This is a genomic window from Peribacillus sp. SRI_006 (assembly GCF_057586375.1).
This window is the reverse complement of the sequence record NZ_JBYCZT010000002.1, coordinates 219260-234476: the sequence shown is the minus strand read 5'-3', so window position 1 is coordinate 234476 and position 15217 is coordinate 219260. Positions and strand designations below refer to the sequence as shown.

The following is a 15217-nucleotide window of genomic DNA, read 5'->3' as shown; positions in this document are numbered from 1 at the left end:
ATTCATTCCCTATAGTCCATTACTTGTCCGATCAGTTTTAAAGAACCATTTACCTTTCCCCAAATGAAGTTTAAAGGGTAGTTTAATGGATAATAGTAAGGGCGTGTAATCATTGTTACGACGCATGCTTAAAAGAAGAACATGTAAACATGATGCTGGTATGCATTCGCTTGGATCGGGAATGTGCAGATACTTGCTCTTTTTTAGCACAGGCGATAGGGAGAGGAACCCCGTTTATTTCAGGGTTGGCTAAAGTTTGTGTCAAGATTTGTGAAAGCTGCGGAAATGAATGCAAAAAACACGATCATGAACAGTGTCAAAAATGTGCCGAGGCTTGTTTGTGATGCGCAGAAGAATGCAGAAAAATAGTCGCTTGATGTAAGGATAGCATTAGCTTTTCCTTTCAGATTATCGATGAAAATCGAGGTTGTCCATTTTTATGGCTAGTACAATTTGGACGTTGATTGAAACGTAAGGCTCGCTTTCGGCGGGCGGTCGGCCCTCGGCTTTCGCCTGCGGGGTCTCCCCTAGACGCGCTTTTCTAAGCAGGAGTCTCGTACACCCGCTCCAATCAACTTTGTCTTACCTTTTAGATAGATACTGTTGCCTGGAGTGAGTTTTGTTTTAAGTATTAAAACCTGAGGTGATGAGGATGCCTTCTAAACATGATTCTATTCAGCGAGATCAACTTGAATTGATTACTTTAGATCAACTGGTGCCACCGAACCATTTGGTTCGTAAAATAGAGGCTGCCATTAAATTTAAAGAAGATGGCCAATTGAACATGGCGAGGTCCAAAAATGGCCTAACATAGTGCGCTCGTAGAGCCCCAATCTCATAACTTTAGGCGAAATTCAGAGGAAATTTCAAAAGGGGCTCAGATTTTATTAATTCCGTACCCCTTTTGTCTACAAACTGTAAGGAATAGCATTAGCTATTCCTTTTATTATCCTTCCCCCTTACCAACTGACTACTTTTTGAACCAATTAAAGGATGATGATATTTCTTATATATTCTAACGAGGTATTTGTTGAAATTTATTTAAATTTCAACAAATACGAAAAACATCTATTGAAAATCACCCTTTTTAGGCACACTAGTATTAAAAACAGGAGGATATTATGACACCTCGGAATGTTCCTGCTAAAGATGATTTAGAAGTGAAAGATACCCCCGCTTCACCTGATAAGGAAAGTGAAGCAGCTAAACTCAATCGATTATTAGGTGCAGTCATGCGATATTTATCAGATGATGAGCAAGAAGAAATAGATATAGAATATCTTCTCGAAAACACCGAAGGGCTGCGGGATTGGTGGAGCGAATATAGGGAGCTTGACCGAAAACGGGTCGAAGAAGAAATTAAAAATTCGCTCACGGATCTATCCCTCGAAGAACTTGAAAACATCCGAGAACAAATCCGTACAAAGGCATAAAAAAATCCCTGCATAGGGATTTCAGTTTGTAAAATGGGGTTCTACCTAAAATATATAATAAGACTAGATTATCCTTCATCATGTTTTTTACTATAATCCTTATTGGATTGAACAAATTTGCGACACTCCTGTAGAGTTACTGGCTAGCCGGGACACCACAGCCTCTTTGATGCGGCTTGGCAGACAGTAGTCGGAAAGGAATGGATTTCTGAAATTAACTGGAACGTTTTTTAAATAAAGGCTGTTTTCACATACTTTGTTGCTATACCAGGTAGTGAGTTGTGGTTGATTCCCCCTCCAGATGCTCGCTTTCCTTGGTGCGGGCGGTGAGCCTCCTCGGCGTAAACGCCTGTGGGGTCTCACCTGTCCCGCTGCTCCCGCAGGAGTCTCGCACTTCCGCTCCAATCAACTTTAAATAGTTTCGTTTTAAAAACAACAATCTTTACGAAAAGAGCCTAAATAAAAAACGGCAGTCAAACTCGCTTTTTTTTCGAGTTTATCTTCGAAATCCCTGCATTGTGATTTAACCAGATCATTCATGAATTTTTCATACCCAAAGACATTTTTTGAGTTTAACAATCATTCCGTTCATGGGCAAAATACTTCCTCGTATTCAAACGCCACTCAAGGAACTTAGTTCTAGTTGATCGATCATGGAATCAACCAATGCATGCAATGGATTTAAAACTGTCTGTCCTGTCTGAAGTTCATATCTCCTTGCCGCTTCGACCATTGATAGTTGAGCTACAGACAGCCGTCTATTTTTGTTTTTAAACTGGGATAAATAATTCATGATTTCCTGATTATATCTTTCTCCCAATCCCTGCATAATGAATTCAAAGGCATTGTCGATAATGATGACTTCAAAATCCACAGTCCCAAATTTTTCAGCATGTGCAGTTAAACGTTTGACCGTTCCTTCAACAGTGGCAGGGTTCGTGAATAATATCATTTGCGGCTGCTGCAATTGGCAAATTTGCTCAAAATATGGTTCATCGATTTTAATGATGGGCATGGGTAAAGATAGTTGTTCTTCGTTTAATAAAGCAATATAGTTTGTACAAGTTATCAGGATGGCATCCACTTTACATTCGGCAATCCATTCGACCTGTTGTTTAACCTTTTTTTGAGCATCCGAATAATTAAAATTTTCATCCGTTGACACCCGTTGCATCAATCCCGGATCTACAAAATGAAGCCATTCAATATCGAATTTCGAGAATGCGTTTTCTATGTATTCTACATTTGTATAGTGTGCATGCAAACAGCCTATCTTTTTTTTCATAAATCTCCCGCTTTCGTCAGTTAGTATTCTGATTATTCTAACACAAAAACGCGACACGTTGACCGATGGCAGCAAAAACGATGAATAACCATGTCCCTCCTATATCGGGGTAAAAGACTGCTTCTTTGAGCCAGATTGCTCAGTAGGTATGAATCGGGCTCTTGAGCATATATTTATCAAGGCGATAACAAGGGGAATCATCAGGAAAATGGAACATCAGTAACCAAATTGCTGCTCATTTAAAGTAAAGTAACCATTAAGAGAAACAAACCGAAGTCAGTTAAAAAACATTATATTGGAGAGTGTTCACCATTCTTTATTTAATTGCGATTCTTTTCCCTCCATTAGCGGTTTTATTGGCCGGTAAACCCATTCAGGCTGTGCTTAATTTGGTCCTCACACTATTTTTTTATGTCCCTGGATTAATTCATGCAATCCTAGTGGTGCATGACAAGAAAGCGGATAAACGAATGAAGCGGCAAGCAGCGTTTATTGCTAAACTGAAACGAACGACTAAGTGATTTATTCAAACACCAATAACCCGAATGCAATGTATTCGGGTTATTATTAAAAGAATTCGTTTAATTGAATCTGTGCGTCTTTCTAATCCCTCTATGATAACAAGCGTCACATATTTGAAAACGTGAGTCATCAGGCAGCCTTTTTCCACAGCGCTTGCATTTTTTTTGATAATTCAACATTTCATCTTTTAACTGATCATGAACGCCATCACTGATTTCTTCACGGATACGCTCCCAATAAACAGCTTCCGTACGCTTACCCATCCGATATAAAAATAAAAGATGAAGACCTATCGCTTTATAAGATAGCTCCAATTCCTCAAGATTCCTTGTCTTGATGATCGGTTCAGGAAGGTCACTGTTCTCGGCAATCGCTTCGACCGTTTCCAGCCACTGTCTGATCAGACTTGGTTCTTTTGCCGAAAAAGGAATATGCAGGAAACCATATAAATCCATTAAAGAAAAACGAGCTTCGATTTCTGTATCCCGTATCAGTTCGTAAAGCTCCCTTTCTTCCGATAGCGAAGCCTTTTTCGTGCCTTTAGGAGGCTCAAACCTCTCCCACATTTCGAAAAATGTCCCCAGGTTCCGGTAATATTTTTGAAAACGTTCAAATACAGCAGAGGTTGGGGCGATTGTGAAGGTTTGAACTGGCTCATCTACCTGTTCCAGCAACTTATTCATGATTTTGATTTCTGCTGTAAATGCTACCTTCCCCGTGTCATAAATCCCTTTTCTACCCGCTCGGCCTGCGATTTGCTTGATTTCTTGAGAAGTCAATCTTCTTCTTCGTGTCCCGTCGAATTTTTCATTTTCAAGAAAGACGATGCGGCGTATTGGCAAGTTCAATCCCATTCCAATCGCATCGGTGGCAACGACAACTGATGTTTCACCGCGATTGAATAATTCTATTTGCCGTTTTCTATTTTCAGGAGGCATACTGCCGTATATCATGCTGACATTATGTCCACTCTCTTTAAGCCGGGATGCTGTTTCCAGTACCTGCCTTCTAGAAAAACAAATGAGGGCATCCCCTTTTTTGGTATACTTCAGTCCAAACTCCTTTTGTTCCACCTCAAGCGGTATTTCCCGTCTATATTCGTGAAGTTCTAAATCTGCTTCATTCAGAAGGTTCAGAAGCATCTTTTTGATATTATTGCTCCCGATTATGTGTACTTCATTCGCATTAGCTTGCGTAATTGCCCTAAACCAAGAAAAGCCTCGATCTTTATCGGCAATCATTTGGGCTTCATCTATGACGATTACTTCATGGTAGTCTTTTTCATGAAACATTTCAACGGTACTGGAGACATGTTTCGCACCCTCAATAGCCTTTTCTTCTTCACCGGTTTTTAATGAGCAAGGTACACCATCCGCATTTAATTTATCAAACACTTCCAGTGCAAGCAGTCTAAGTGGAGCCAGGTACATACCGCTTTCCGCTTGTTTCATTTTTTCCAGGGCCTTATGCGTCTTCCCTGTATTGGTCTCACCTATATGCAAAACATATCTAACTTTTTTTCCTAATGATGGAGTATAGGCCTTACCGATGATGTCATCGATCATCCTTTGCTCTTCTGCCCGCTTCCTGGCTTCTTCTGCCAATACTTCAGCTTTTCTTCTTTCTCTGTTCTCCACGTCTTTTTCAAATATTTCTTCGTGCAATATTTCATTAAAAGGAATTCCTTCAAGCTTCAGTAAATCAGAAAGGTATTCTTCCTGAAGCTCATCAAAACAGGACTGAGACAAATCGGCCAATTCATCGCTTAGTATACCTTGAAGGGCATCGTCCGTCAGCCTTTCCCCATATGACTCCAAAAAATCATGATGCAGGGCGGCAGATAGATGGTTCAAGTATTTGTCAGGGGCTAATTTCATTATGAAATCCGAAACTAACCTTTCATACCTGTAGTAGTAATTTTCATATTCATAACGGTTCCGGCCCCAACCGATTAACGAATGGATATCGCCTGTCAGCTCTTCGAAAAAGTCAGTGACCATTAGGTATTCGGCAGCTTGAAAACCGCCCTCTTCAACTAATTGTTCTTCAAGCAAGTACGGATCGACATATTGGAATTTAGGCTTATTCTTCAGATCTTTTGCCATAATACCGGCAATATAATACCTGACATGTAAATATAAAAGAAGTGAGTTATTTTCGAAAAATGAATTGGCTTCTTCTTGCAGCCTTGCGCGTATTTTCCAACGCTGTTTGGCAAGCCGCTGTTCTTCTTGTCGCCTAAAGAATTTCTCCCTTGCATTTTTATATCTCTTCTCCCAATCCTCTTGATTGTCGGCAAAGGTTTTTTTAATCCACGTTAAGCCATCAAATGGGCGATACTTCTTTAATTCGTTCCGGAACATGCTATTGATCAGCTTATGGTCTGAACCTTCCGTTACAAATCCCCTTTCGCTTAAAAAAGCCTTTTTTTCCTTTCTGGGCACATCATTTGATGCTTTATTTATCCAAACATTAATCCAAATTTGCTCAATAAAAGTCGTCCTGTCTGATATATATGCTGAATAAGAAGGCATTGTCTCTTGATTCTCTAAATAAAAATCAATATCCTGGATGATTTTTTCTTTTGTATTCTCTATAGCAATAGGATATATACTTTCTAATTTTCCCATAGTGATCCCCTTTTGAATTATCCAATATGTACTGTATTACTTCCTTTTATCCTCCCCAAATTCTTGTTTAAAATGAGTTTGGTACATTCGTTTTATCATTTAAATTCATGAGCTCCGTTATCATGAGAGGATGAAAAAATGCCAGGTTGCTTTGCTTTCCAAGGTGAATATCAAAAATATGCCAAATATGCACATTAAAGTTACTCTCACCATTTCATTTACAGTATAATGCTATAAATACTGATTAGAATTTATGGATTATGAAGAGATACCCAGCCTTGGCCAGAATCGTTTTATAATCAGGAGAATTTAATGATAATAAAAAAAAGCCGAAAATTAAGTAAAGGTCCATTTTTCAACTTTCCCGATTACATGATTCATCCATAATACAATTCCAACCCCTTAATTGAGTTTAGAGGAAATCCGGGCAACTGTCACGATATTCAGATTACGCTTTTGTGTCTTTGCTTTGAATATAAGAAATAACATCAGAAAACCTAAAAAGAATATAGATAAAAAAAGGAGCCTGGGAATGATTCAGCAAGATATCAACTATTATAAAAATTTTGATTCCATCGCTAAAGAAGTATTAGCACTATTAGCTCAAACCATTGAGGTCAATACATTTTTCCTTTCTATAGTGAATCCCATCCAGAGTTTCATGATCAAGTCCTTCAATAGAAATGCAAAGTTAATTTGTGAAGGTGACATCCTTCCATATAATATGGCTTATTGTAAATTAGTTGTTGAGAATGGCTTGGAACCACTCGTAATCCCGAATTTGGGGAAACATGAATTGACTAGTGACCACCCTGCAACGAGGTTTATCGGGAATGGGTGTTTTATGGGAGCTCCCCTTATAAATGAGGGTGAAATCATTGGGACATTATGTGCATTCGACATTAATCCTCATGTTTTTAAAGAATATGACCTAACCCTCATTAAGTCTATGGCAGCTTTGATTAGTCATGCCATCAATCTTGAAAAAGGGATTATCAGGGATCCTTTATCAGGTCTTTATAATCGGAACTTCATTTATAATTATTTTGATTATCATCAAGATAAAACGAACGATGAAATGGCCCTTCTTTACATCGATCTTGACCATTTTAAATTTTTTAATGATTCCTTTGGACATGATACTGGTGACGGCGTCATCAAAAAGGCTGCCGAATGTTTTTTGCAAACCGTCCCCGAAGGCAGTCAGGTGGCTCGAATCGGTGGTGATGAATTCATTGTATTATTAAATCCTTCGCATTGTGAGGATTTAATGAAAAGCACTCAGCAAAACGCTGAATTATTATTGAACAGTTTATCCACAATGCCCATTACCATTAATGGAAATGATCATTTTGTATCAGCTAGCATAGGGATTAGCTTTTATCCTCATCATGGTATGGAAATGGACTCACTTTTGAAAAAAGCGGACCGTTCCATGTATATGGCCAAAGAGTCTGGACGGAAAAATATTCAATACTTCCACCCTGAGTGATTATGTAAAAAATAAAAGGCTCTTTTCGTAAAGATTGTTGTTTTTAAAACAAGGGTGATTGGAGCGGAAGTGCGAGACTCCTGCGGGAGCAGCGGGAGGGGAAATCAACCACACCGCACTACTTAGTAAATAGCAACAAAGTATGCGAAAACAGCCAAATAAAAAAAACCAGTTCTCCTTAGGAGACTGGCCTTCTTTCACCTTAAAAAAATCCAACGTTTCGCTTTCAGCCTTTGCAAAAGCTTGAGCAGGTCGGCATTTGCCTTATGTATCCGTTTCTCGGATGGTGAAGCGGAGGGGACCGGGATGTTAACTCTCTCGGGCTTTTTGTTCATATTCTGAAAGACCCTTCCTATTCTTTGATTTTGAATAGTATATGCGGGTTAACCATTAAATATCATAAGGAAAGGAAAAACGCCTTCCTTTTCACAAAACACTTTTTAACCGGCTGAAGCGTGCAGCTTTTTCTTTTTGTTTCAGAATGATGCGTTCGTTCTGTTTCATCACTTTTTTAGTGTGGGGACTTAATCCTACATCGGGTATTTTAACCTGTGGTTTGATTACGGCAACTGACACGTCGTTGCCGGCTTTATCATAAATGCTCATTTATCCTTCACCACCTGGTTTTTGTTTTATGACCATATCGAACATCATGATTAATAATGCTATCAATAAACAATCGACTTCTGAAACGAAGCTTTCTGATTTAACGTCAAGGATATAGGGTTCCATCAAAATACTAACAGGCTGCAGAGCCATTTTTTCTTCATCATTATAATACGTATCTTCTCTTTCCAATGTAGCACGAATGGTACTGCCATTCAAGTTCGGAACCCCATTTATCACCGACTGCTTGTCCTGTTCGGTTTTGAAAGGAAGGATTTTCACGTTCATCCCTTCCTTTGCTGCATATGCTTGAAGGAGAATGCTCAATAAGCCAAGTATTCCTTATTCGTTTGATAATACTCAGGTATTCCTTCTTTCTTTAGGAGATGGAACATATTCTTGACCTTTTCCCTATTATCCGTTAATAGTTTATCACTTTCCGCAACGGCTTTTGTTGCATAGGATAGTTCGTTATCGCCAATCTTCGATATATACATGCTCAAGAACACAAACATATCAATCAGGATGAATACGATAGCCATGATCAAGAAATTTTCCCACTCATTAAAAATGCTCATCGGATAGAAATTCCAATAAATCAGTGCTCCCAGTATAAAAATGATATACCAGGTTTTTCGAATCGCTTCAATCCTTTTACTAACCTTCTCTTTATATTTCCAAGAAAGAATGACATAGGCTAATAATGCAATAAATACTACCCATACAAAGACTCTGAAAAACATTAACAATCGATTTATCCCCCTACCATTCAGCTGCTACATTCCTTATCCCGTCCTCTATATTATTCATTATATATACCTCTATTCCCTGCCTGAGACGGGTGAAACTTAAACATTTGCCAAAAGAAAAAACACTCCACCCAATGTGATTTTGCAGATATCTTTATCATTTATATTGTGGGACATCATAGTAAATAACCGTATAAATTCTATGATATGATATGTATTAATAAAAGCTATGATGATTACTATTGGAGGAAGCTACCATGATGAAAATTATTAAGATCCTCATTTCTACTTTTATACTCTTGTTACTTTTCCTTAACCTCTATCCTCCGCTTGGAAGACGGACAAACAAAGAAAAGGTAAAAAGTTTCACTACTAAAGAGAATTTTGCCAAAGGGAAATTCCAAAATCAGATTCCTGCCAGTCAAGCGATGAGTCTTAAGCATACTGGTTCCATTTTACGTGATTTCATAAAACCTAATCCAAAGAGGAGGCCCGACAGTCCCATTGTAATTGGAACAAAAGAACCCGTTTCTAAGAATTCCAATAAAATCACCTGGTTTGGTCATTCTGCATTCATGTTGGAGTTAGATGGGAAAACCATTTTAGTGGATCCCATGTTTGGCAAAGCACCCACTCCCTTTCCATGGTTCGGGAACAAGCGCTTTAGCGGGGAGCTGCCTTTTGATATCGATATGCTTCCTCCTATCGATGCCGTCCTGCTTTCACATGATCACTACGATCATTTGGATTATTTCTCGATAAAGAAATTAAAAGATAAGGTCAACCAGTTCATTGTCCCACTCGGTGTCGGTGGACATCTAGAAAGATGGGGCGTTAAACAAGAACTGATTCAGGAACATAATTGGTGGGATGAAGCTTCATTCAAGGACTTGCAATTTATTTGTACACCTGCAAGGCATTTTTCTGGTAGAAGTCTAGGCGATGGCAATACGACACTTTGGTGTTCTTGGATAATTAAAGGAAAACAAGAAAAGGTATATTTCAGCGGCGATAGTGGTTATGGCAGCCATTTTAAAGAAATCGGCGAAAAATACGGTCCATTTGATTTAACTTTAATGGAATGCGGCCAATATGATGAACGTTGGTCAACCATCCATATGATTCCGGAAGAAACTGTTCAAGCACACATCGATGTACAAGGAAAACGGATGATCCCCATTCATTGGGCAGGTTTCACATTGTCTTTTCATGACTGGACAGATCCGATAGAACGGGTAACAAAAGCGGCCAATGACCTGGGTGTCCAGGTCTGCACACCTCAAATAGGCGAACCGGTAGTGCTTGGTTCAACGGATTTCCCTCAATCAAGATGGTGGAAATGAAAAAAGGGGTTCGGAAAACGTATCATTCATCAAATGATGTTCCCGAACCAAATGACCCAAAGCAATACCTTCCCCCCTCAGGTCTGGTTTCTATCTAAATGTTATATCTAAGTTGATTGGAGCGGGTGTACGAGACTCCTGCGTGAAAAGCGCGTCTAGGGGATAACCCGCAGGCGAAAGCCGAGGAGGCTCCCTGACCGCCCGCGGAAAGCGAGTGCCCTACGTTCCAATCAACGTCCAAATTTATACAAGCCAAAAAAACTGTAGACAAACTCGATTTTCATCGAGTTTGTCTACAGTCGATAGGTCCATCCATATTGGGATGGACCTTTTTCATTTACAATTTCCCTTCATTATACTCAAGATTCACTTTTATTGAATGCTCTCTCTTCACGCCAAAATAATTCGTGCCTATTACACCTAAAATGATTAGTATCGAACCCAATATATCATAGATCGTAAGCTTTTCATTTAGAATGAGAGCTCCTGCCGCAATCGTGACAACAGTGGAAAGATTGGCAAACACACTCATTTGCGACGCTTTTATTTTTGATAAAATCGTATTGGATAATAATGAAGTGACCAATGAAGCCAATATTCCCAAATACAAAATGGAACTGATGAATTCCATGCTCGACCATGGTGTAAAGAATTCCGCCATCGTACCTTGTTTTAAATGGGTAACGAGTGCAGCTGCATTAAAAATGACAAAGCCTGTTCCCATCATGAAAAAGGACATTTCACCTGGGGTATGGTTCCTGGCAAGTGAACGGGTCATCGTTGTATAACAAGCAGTTGCAATACAGGATAGCAGGATCAATACCATCCCAAGCATGTCAGAAAAATTGATGCTGCTCCCTTTCATCACAAAAATAAAAATGACCCCAACTACCGACAAGACAATCGAAAGTTTTTGATATAAAGATGTTTTCTCCTTAAGGAAGTATCCAGCTATCATCAATGTTAGAATTGGAGTGACGGCTGACAGAATTCCAGCATCGGTGGATTGCGAATACTTAAGTCCGAAAGTTTGAAAGGCAAAGAAAAGAGTTGGGAATAATAGGGAAAGCGGTACAAGATTTTTAACCGACTCCCAAGAATAGTTCACCTTTATGACTTTTACGGCGACCAGGAATAAAATGATGGCGAAAGAAATCGTGAACCGGAACGCCAAAGTATCAAGCGGATTCGATTCAGCAATCGCCATTTTCGTGAATAAAAAAGATAGGCCGACAATACTTGAATGAAATAGCGCTAACATGTATGCAAATGATCGGGATTTCATGGCTGCAACTCCTCAACTAGATTACTATATTCCTATTTAGGTATAGTACCCCTTGCATCTGTATTGCAACCCAAGTTAGAGGTAAAAAAACTGGTCTTTTTCTGGATATTTAACGAATTTAAGCCTATTACAATAATGTATGGTTGAATTAAATCTGAATGCACCTTATCGTAAGAAATATTAATCGACAATGACAGAGTTTTTTGGATAGGTTTCTTCTAATACAATACTATTGCAGGCAATTGGTTCTTCAAAAGCGGTCTGGGCTTTCTGTTTTCTTTTCAAATACATACTGATGGCATAAGCAACTGTGAAGTTTATCAATAAAGCAATTAAGCCTATATTAATATTCAAGAAATTCATCTGAGCCAGATGCATTCCTATGGCGAACAGATCCCCCGCAATGAGGCCCGTTGCAATACCTGCAGGTCTTATGGAGCGGAAAAAGAAAATCGATAATAATCCAGGCAGGAATTGCCCAAAACCATAATAGGCTGTGTTGATCAAGTTCAGCATCAAGCTCGGAACCAGCAATGTTAACCCCATCGAACACAACAGATAGAGAAGAACAATAATTTGGACCCATTTTCTTTGAGATTTTTCAGGAACATTACTTAATAAATTCCTGGAAACTAAACCTCCAACCGCCAAACTAGTTACGGCAAGTACTAAAATGCCCGAGAGAGCTGCCCCAGCAGCCACTAAACCAACAGCCCAAGGAGGAAGGATGCTTGTCACTGTTGCCATGAAGGCATGGTTTGGATTGTCTAAATCAGGGATTGAAACAAGAGCAAAATATGAAGCTAGTATGAGAAAGGGATACATCAACATGTACAAGGGCATAAATCTTTGCGTGCGCTTAATCGTACCTTCTGACTTACTAGTGAAAACGACAGCAACGATGATCGGCATGCAATAGAAGGCTAATGCTTGAAAAAATATAGTGGTCATGCTGAAAACGACATCTTCCGATTTATCTATCGTAACCATCGCTCCATGTTGCTTAGCCAAATTGAATAGGTTTGACACTCCGTTAATTTCTTTTATAACCACAAACCCGGTGATTATGATCGCTAGAAGCATGATTATATCTTTAAGGATAGAAATGAGTGCTGGAGCTTTCACACCTGAAATCGATATATAAATAAAGGCTAAACACCCTGAAACAATGACTGACAGTGTCGGCGATAAATTAAACCCCAAGGCGTTAAGCGCAACGACGAGTCCCTCAAATTGCAACTGTCCCCAAGGAATCATGAAGAGCAATGCGGAAATTGCCACTACCAGTTCCAATCCTCTATGGGAATAATGCCCTTTGAAAATATCCGGCAGTGTCATTGCCCCGTATTTTTTCCCGGCTCTCCACATTAAAGGGCCCATATAATATCCAATGGGGTAAGCAAGAAGTATATAACCTAGAAACCAGATGCCATATCCCGGACCTTTGGCGTATATTCCTCCTGGAAATCCAATCATTGTCCCTATACTATAAATTTCACCTACTGCGAGGAAGAATAGTAATATTCCACTGAATGATCGGCCCCCGACTAAATATTCCTCAACACCAACTTTCCCTTTACCACCCCGACTGTTCAATGCTATTCCAATTGATAAGAGTATAATAGATCCAAACACAATCGCCGCCATTATCCATTCCTCCTCATCTACCCCATCTTTTCATTTTTATATTGATGACGATCATAAATATGCCAAGATATACAAAGACAAAGGCTAGTCAGCGGAAACCATAAAAACACCCAAAAATAAAGGATAGGTATTCCCATTACACTGAAATCAAGTTTCGCAATAAAAGGGATGATACCAACAATGGCTATAAATGGAATGATCACACCTATGAATATACCAGCTAATTTTCGGCGGGACATAATTCTCCACCTTTCCTTTTATAAGGTTATTAATGATGCGTTCCTATCGCATAATTTCCTAAGTTTAACAACTTTTTTCAATATATTAAACTCCAATCCTTCTGGTATAAAACCTGACCATTCACGATAGTGGCAAGAACTGGAATATCCTTAATTTCCAATGGGTCGACCTTCAATGGATCTTCTGAAAGAATAACGAAGTCCGCTCTCTTTCCGATTTCGATACTTCCGGTATTCTTTTCGTCAAAATTAAGTTCCGCCCCCCATATCGTCATTGAGCGCAGTGCACTCTCAACGTCTATCCTTTGTTCAGGCCCTAATACTTCCCCTCCCATCGTAATGCGATTAACTGCAGCCCAAACTGAAAATAACGGTGAGATAGGTGTTACTGGACAATCGGAATGCACAGTAAATAGCAAGTTATTTAGAAGTGCGTCTCTTAAGGGGTTTATACTGTTGGCTCTTTCAGGCCCAAGAAAAAGTTTTTTATGCCTGTCCCCCCAATAATAAACATGATTAATGAAAAATGAACCTGCTACGCCAAGCTTTTTCATTCGTTCTAAATCGGATTTAGTCACCGTTTGCAAATGTTCAATTCGGTGGCGGTGATCGATGCGTGGATTTTTTTTCAGTGCAAATTTATAAGCATCTAATATGGAGCCAATGGCCCTATCCCCGTTTCCATGCGTTGTTATGCGAAACCCCCTTTTGTTTAAATCAAGAATTTCTTCATTAAATTCATTTTGTTCGTGTAATAAGTCTCCGGAAACACCAGGATTACAATGGTATGGCTGCCGCAATGCCGCTGTTAACCCTTGAATTGACCCATCTTGAAACAACTTAGCACTATCAAGACGAGCACGACCGCAGGACTTTTCAATAATTTCCAGATTAAGTTCATTAGCAGTATATTTTCCTAATTCATTTCCTTCCCGCAGGAGATTGTGCATGACCATTAAGCGCATTCGCAATGGATTTTTTCTTTCCGCGATTGCTTTAAGATGGGCTTCCAGTTCAACTATGCCCATATTCAACCCTACACCGGCGTCAGTATTTGTAGTGATCCCTGTTTCTAAGTAATCCTTCGAGCCTTCGCTTAATAATGAAACCAATAAATCCAAAGACGGTGCCGGAATCTTCTTTTCAACCATATTCATGGCAGGCAGCTCATATAAAATACCATTCAGTTGCCCTGAACCATCCCTGCCTAGATGTCCACCAGGAGGGTCCAAAACAGTTTCATCCATTCCTGCCATTTTAAGAGCTGCAGAATTAACCACTCCGAAGTGTGCGGATACATGCCTGATGAAAACGGGATGATCAGGTACAACTGCATCCAATTCAGCACGGGTTGGATGCCTTTTTTCTTTTAAAAGAGTATCATCATACCCAAAACCCAAAATCCAATTCTCTTTTTCAGTTTGTTTAGCCATGGAAAGAAGGCGGGCTTGTATATCTTCAATGGTTTGGTTAAGGGGCGAGCTACAGTTTGCTTGTTTTCGAAACTGTGAGTACATCAATAAATGGTTGTGGGTGTCGATAAAGCCCGGAAGCAATGTTGCGCCTTTTAAATCGATAACTTGTGTCCGGCTGTTATATTCAATGGACGCGCGAGGTGGTTTCGCTTCAGTCCAGATTCCGATGATGATTCCATTACTTACTGCTACAGAACCTCCAATGCGACTTTTTTCATCTAATGTCAAAACGTTTGCGTTCGTTATCAAGAGATCCACCTGAACCATAAAAATGCCTCCTTTAATGAGTTATTCAAAAATTCCTCTATACGTAATGACACTTCCGCTATTTATTTACCTCCTTCTATTAGATTGAAGTTGTTTTTAATGCCTTTACACCAACTCATCACAACGTCAGTACCACTTAATAGTGAATGATACACACAGCGTTTTAAAAAGTCAATAATAAGTCAGAATATTCTGCAATATATTTCAACCTCATCATACTAAAACTAAATTAAATGAAGAATCA

At 39.3% G+C, this 15217-nt stretch carries 15 protein-coding genes; 6 read left to right on the top strand and 9 right to left on the bottom strand.

Features of this window, described 5'->3' with window-relative positions; all coding sequences use genetic code 11:
- Positions 1-89: 89 nt before the first annotated feature.
- The 3 genes from AC2YHV_RS03485 to AC2YHV_RS03475 all read left to right on the top strand — a co-directional run bounded on the left by AC2YHV_RS03485 (position 90) and on the right by AC2YHV_RS03475 (position 1433).
- Entirely contained in the window at positions 90-344 is a 255-nt protein-coding gene (locus AC2YHV_RS03485; protein WP_082609350.1) for a four-helix bundle copper-binding protein, read from the top strand.
- Positions 345-652: 308 nt separating this feature from the next.
- Positions 653-814 carry a hypothetical protein gene (locus tag AC2YHV_RS03480; protein WP_487372678.1) on the top strand — a complete coding sequence of 54 codons (162 nt, stop codon included), beginning with the start codon at positions 653-655 and terminating at the stop codon, positions 812-814.
- A 307-nt stretch (positions 815-1121) separates the two neighbouring features.
- Positions 1122-1433, top strand: coding sequence for a hypothetical protein (locus AC2YHV_RS03475; RefSeq protein WP_034312065.1), 312 nt, complete (start codon positions 1122-1124; stop codon positions 1431-1433).
- Positions 1434-2046: 613 nt separating this feature from the next.
- Here the strand turns inward: AC2YHV_RS03475 and AC2YHV_RS03470 are convergent.
- Complete coding sequence (locus AC2YHV_RS03470; protein WP_487372591.1) at positions 2047-2718, bottom strand: hypothetical protein; 672 nt, start codon at positions 2716-2718, stop codon at positions 2047-2049.
- A 311-nt stretch (positions 2719-3029) separates the two neighbouring features.
- Between AC2YHV_RS03470 and AC2YHV_RS03465 the strand changes: the two genes are divergently transcribed.
- Positions 3030-3239, top strand: a complete 210-nt coding sequence (locus AC2YHV_RS03465) for a YqaE/Pmp3 family membrane protein (protein ID WP_034315248.1) — start codon at positions 3030-3032, stop codon at positions 3237-3239.
- A 60-nt stretch (positions 3240-3299) separates the two neighbouring features.
- Here the strand turns inward: AC2YHV_RS03465 and AC2YHV_RS03460 are convergent, their stop codons facing one another.
- Entirely contained in the window at positions 3300-5870 is a 2571-nt protein-coding gene (locus AC2YHV_RS03460) for a DEAD/DEAH box helicase (protein ID WP_487372590.1), read from the bottom strand.
- Positions 5871-6402: 532 nt separating this feature from the next.
- Here AC2YHV_RS03460 and AC2YHV_RS03455 point away from each other — a divergent pair.
- Positions 6403-7362, top strand: a complete 960-nt coding sequence (locus tag AC2YHV_RS03455; RefSeq protein ID WP_106026425.1) for a sensor domain-containing diguanylate cyclase — start codon at positions 6403-6405, stop codon at positions 7360-7362.
- A 426-nt stretch (positions 7363-7788) separates the two neighbouring features.
- Here AC2YHV_RS03455 and AC2YHV_RS03450 read toward each other — a convergent pair whose 3' ends face one another.
- From AC2YHV_RS03450 to AC2YHV_RS03440, 3 genes are read right to left on the bottom strand one after another with little or no spacing between them, the layout of a single operon-like run.
- On the bottom strand, positions 7789-7968 hold the full coding sequence (locus AC2YHV_RS03450; protein WP_034312075.1) for a hypothetical protein: 180 nt from the start codon (positions 7966-7968) through the stop codon (positions 7789-7791).
- Positions 7969-8295 (bottom strand): type II toxin-antitoxin system SpoIISA family toxin, encoded by a 327-nt coding sequence (locus tag AC2YHV_RS03445; RefSeq protein WP_487372589.1) that lies wholly within the window; start codon positions 8293-8295, stop codon positions 7969-7971. It abuts the gene before it with no gap.
- Positions 8292-8711: a type II toxin-antitoxin system SpoIISA family toxin gene (locus tag AC2YHV_RS03440; RefSeq protein ID WP_487372673.1), complete on the bottom strand. Its 420-nt coding sequence runs from the start codon at positions 8709-8711 to the stop codon at positions 8292-8294. Before AC2YHV_RS03440 ends, AC2YHV_RS03445 begins: the two co-directional genes overlap by 4 nt.
- Positions 8712-8974: 263 nt before the next feature.
- Between AC2YHV_RS03440 and AC2YHV_RS03435 the strand changes: the two genes are divergently transcribed.
- On the top strand, positions 8975-10060 hold the full coding sequence (locus tag AC2YHV_RS03435; protein WP_487372588.1) for an MBL fold metallo-hydrolase: 1086 nt from the start codon (positions 8975-8977) through the stop codon (positions 10058-10060).
- Between the two features lie 337 nt (positions 10061-10397).
- On the opposite strand, the gene AC2YHV_RS03430 is transcribed toward AC2YHV_RS03435, so the two are convergent.
- From AC2YHV_RS03430 to AC2YHV_RS03415, 4 genes are all read right to left on the bottom strand, one after another.
- The gene (locus AC2YHV_RS03430; protein WP_487372587.1) at positions 10398-11345 is read right to left on the bottom strand and encodes a DMT family transporter; all 948 of its coding nucleotides are present in this window, start codon (positions 11343-11345) and stop codon (positions 10398-10400) included.
- A 180-nt stretch (positions 11346-11525) separates the two neighbouring features.
- Positions 11526-12992, bottom strand: coding sequence for a sodium:solute symporter family protein (locus tag AC2YHV_RS03425; protein WP_487372586.1), 1467 nt, complete (start codon positions 12990-12992; stop codon positions 11526-11528).
- Between the two features lie 17 nt (positions 12993-13009).
- A complete protein-coding gene (locus AC2YHV_RS03420) occupies positions 13010-13231 on the bottom strand; it encodes a DUF3311 domain-containing protein (RefSeq protein ID WP_034312093.1) in 222 nt (73 codons plus the stop codon).
- A gap of 77 nt (positions 13232-13308) precedes the next feature.
- A complete protein-coding gene (locus AC2YHV_RS03415; RefSeq protein WP_487372585.1) occupies positions 13309-14973 on the bottom strand; it encodes an amidohydrolase in 1665 nt (554 codons plus the stop codon).
- Positions 14974-15217 lie beyond the last annotated feature (244 nt).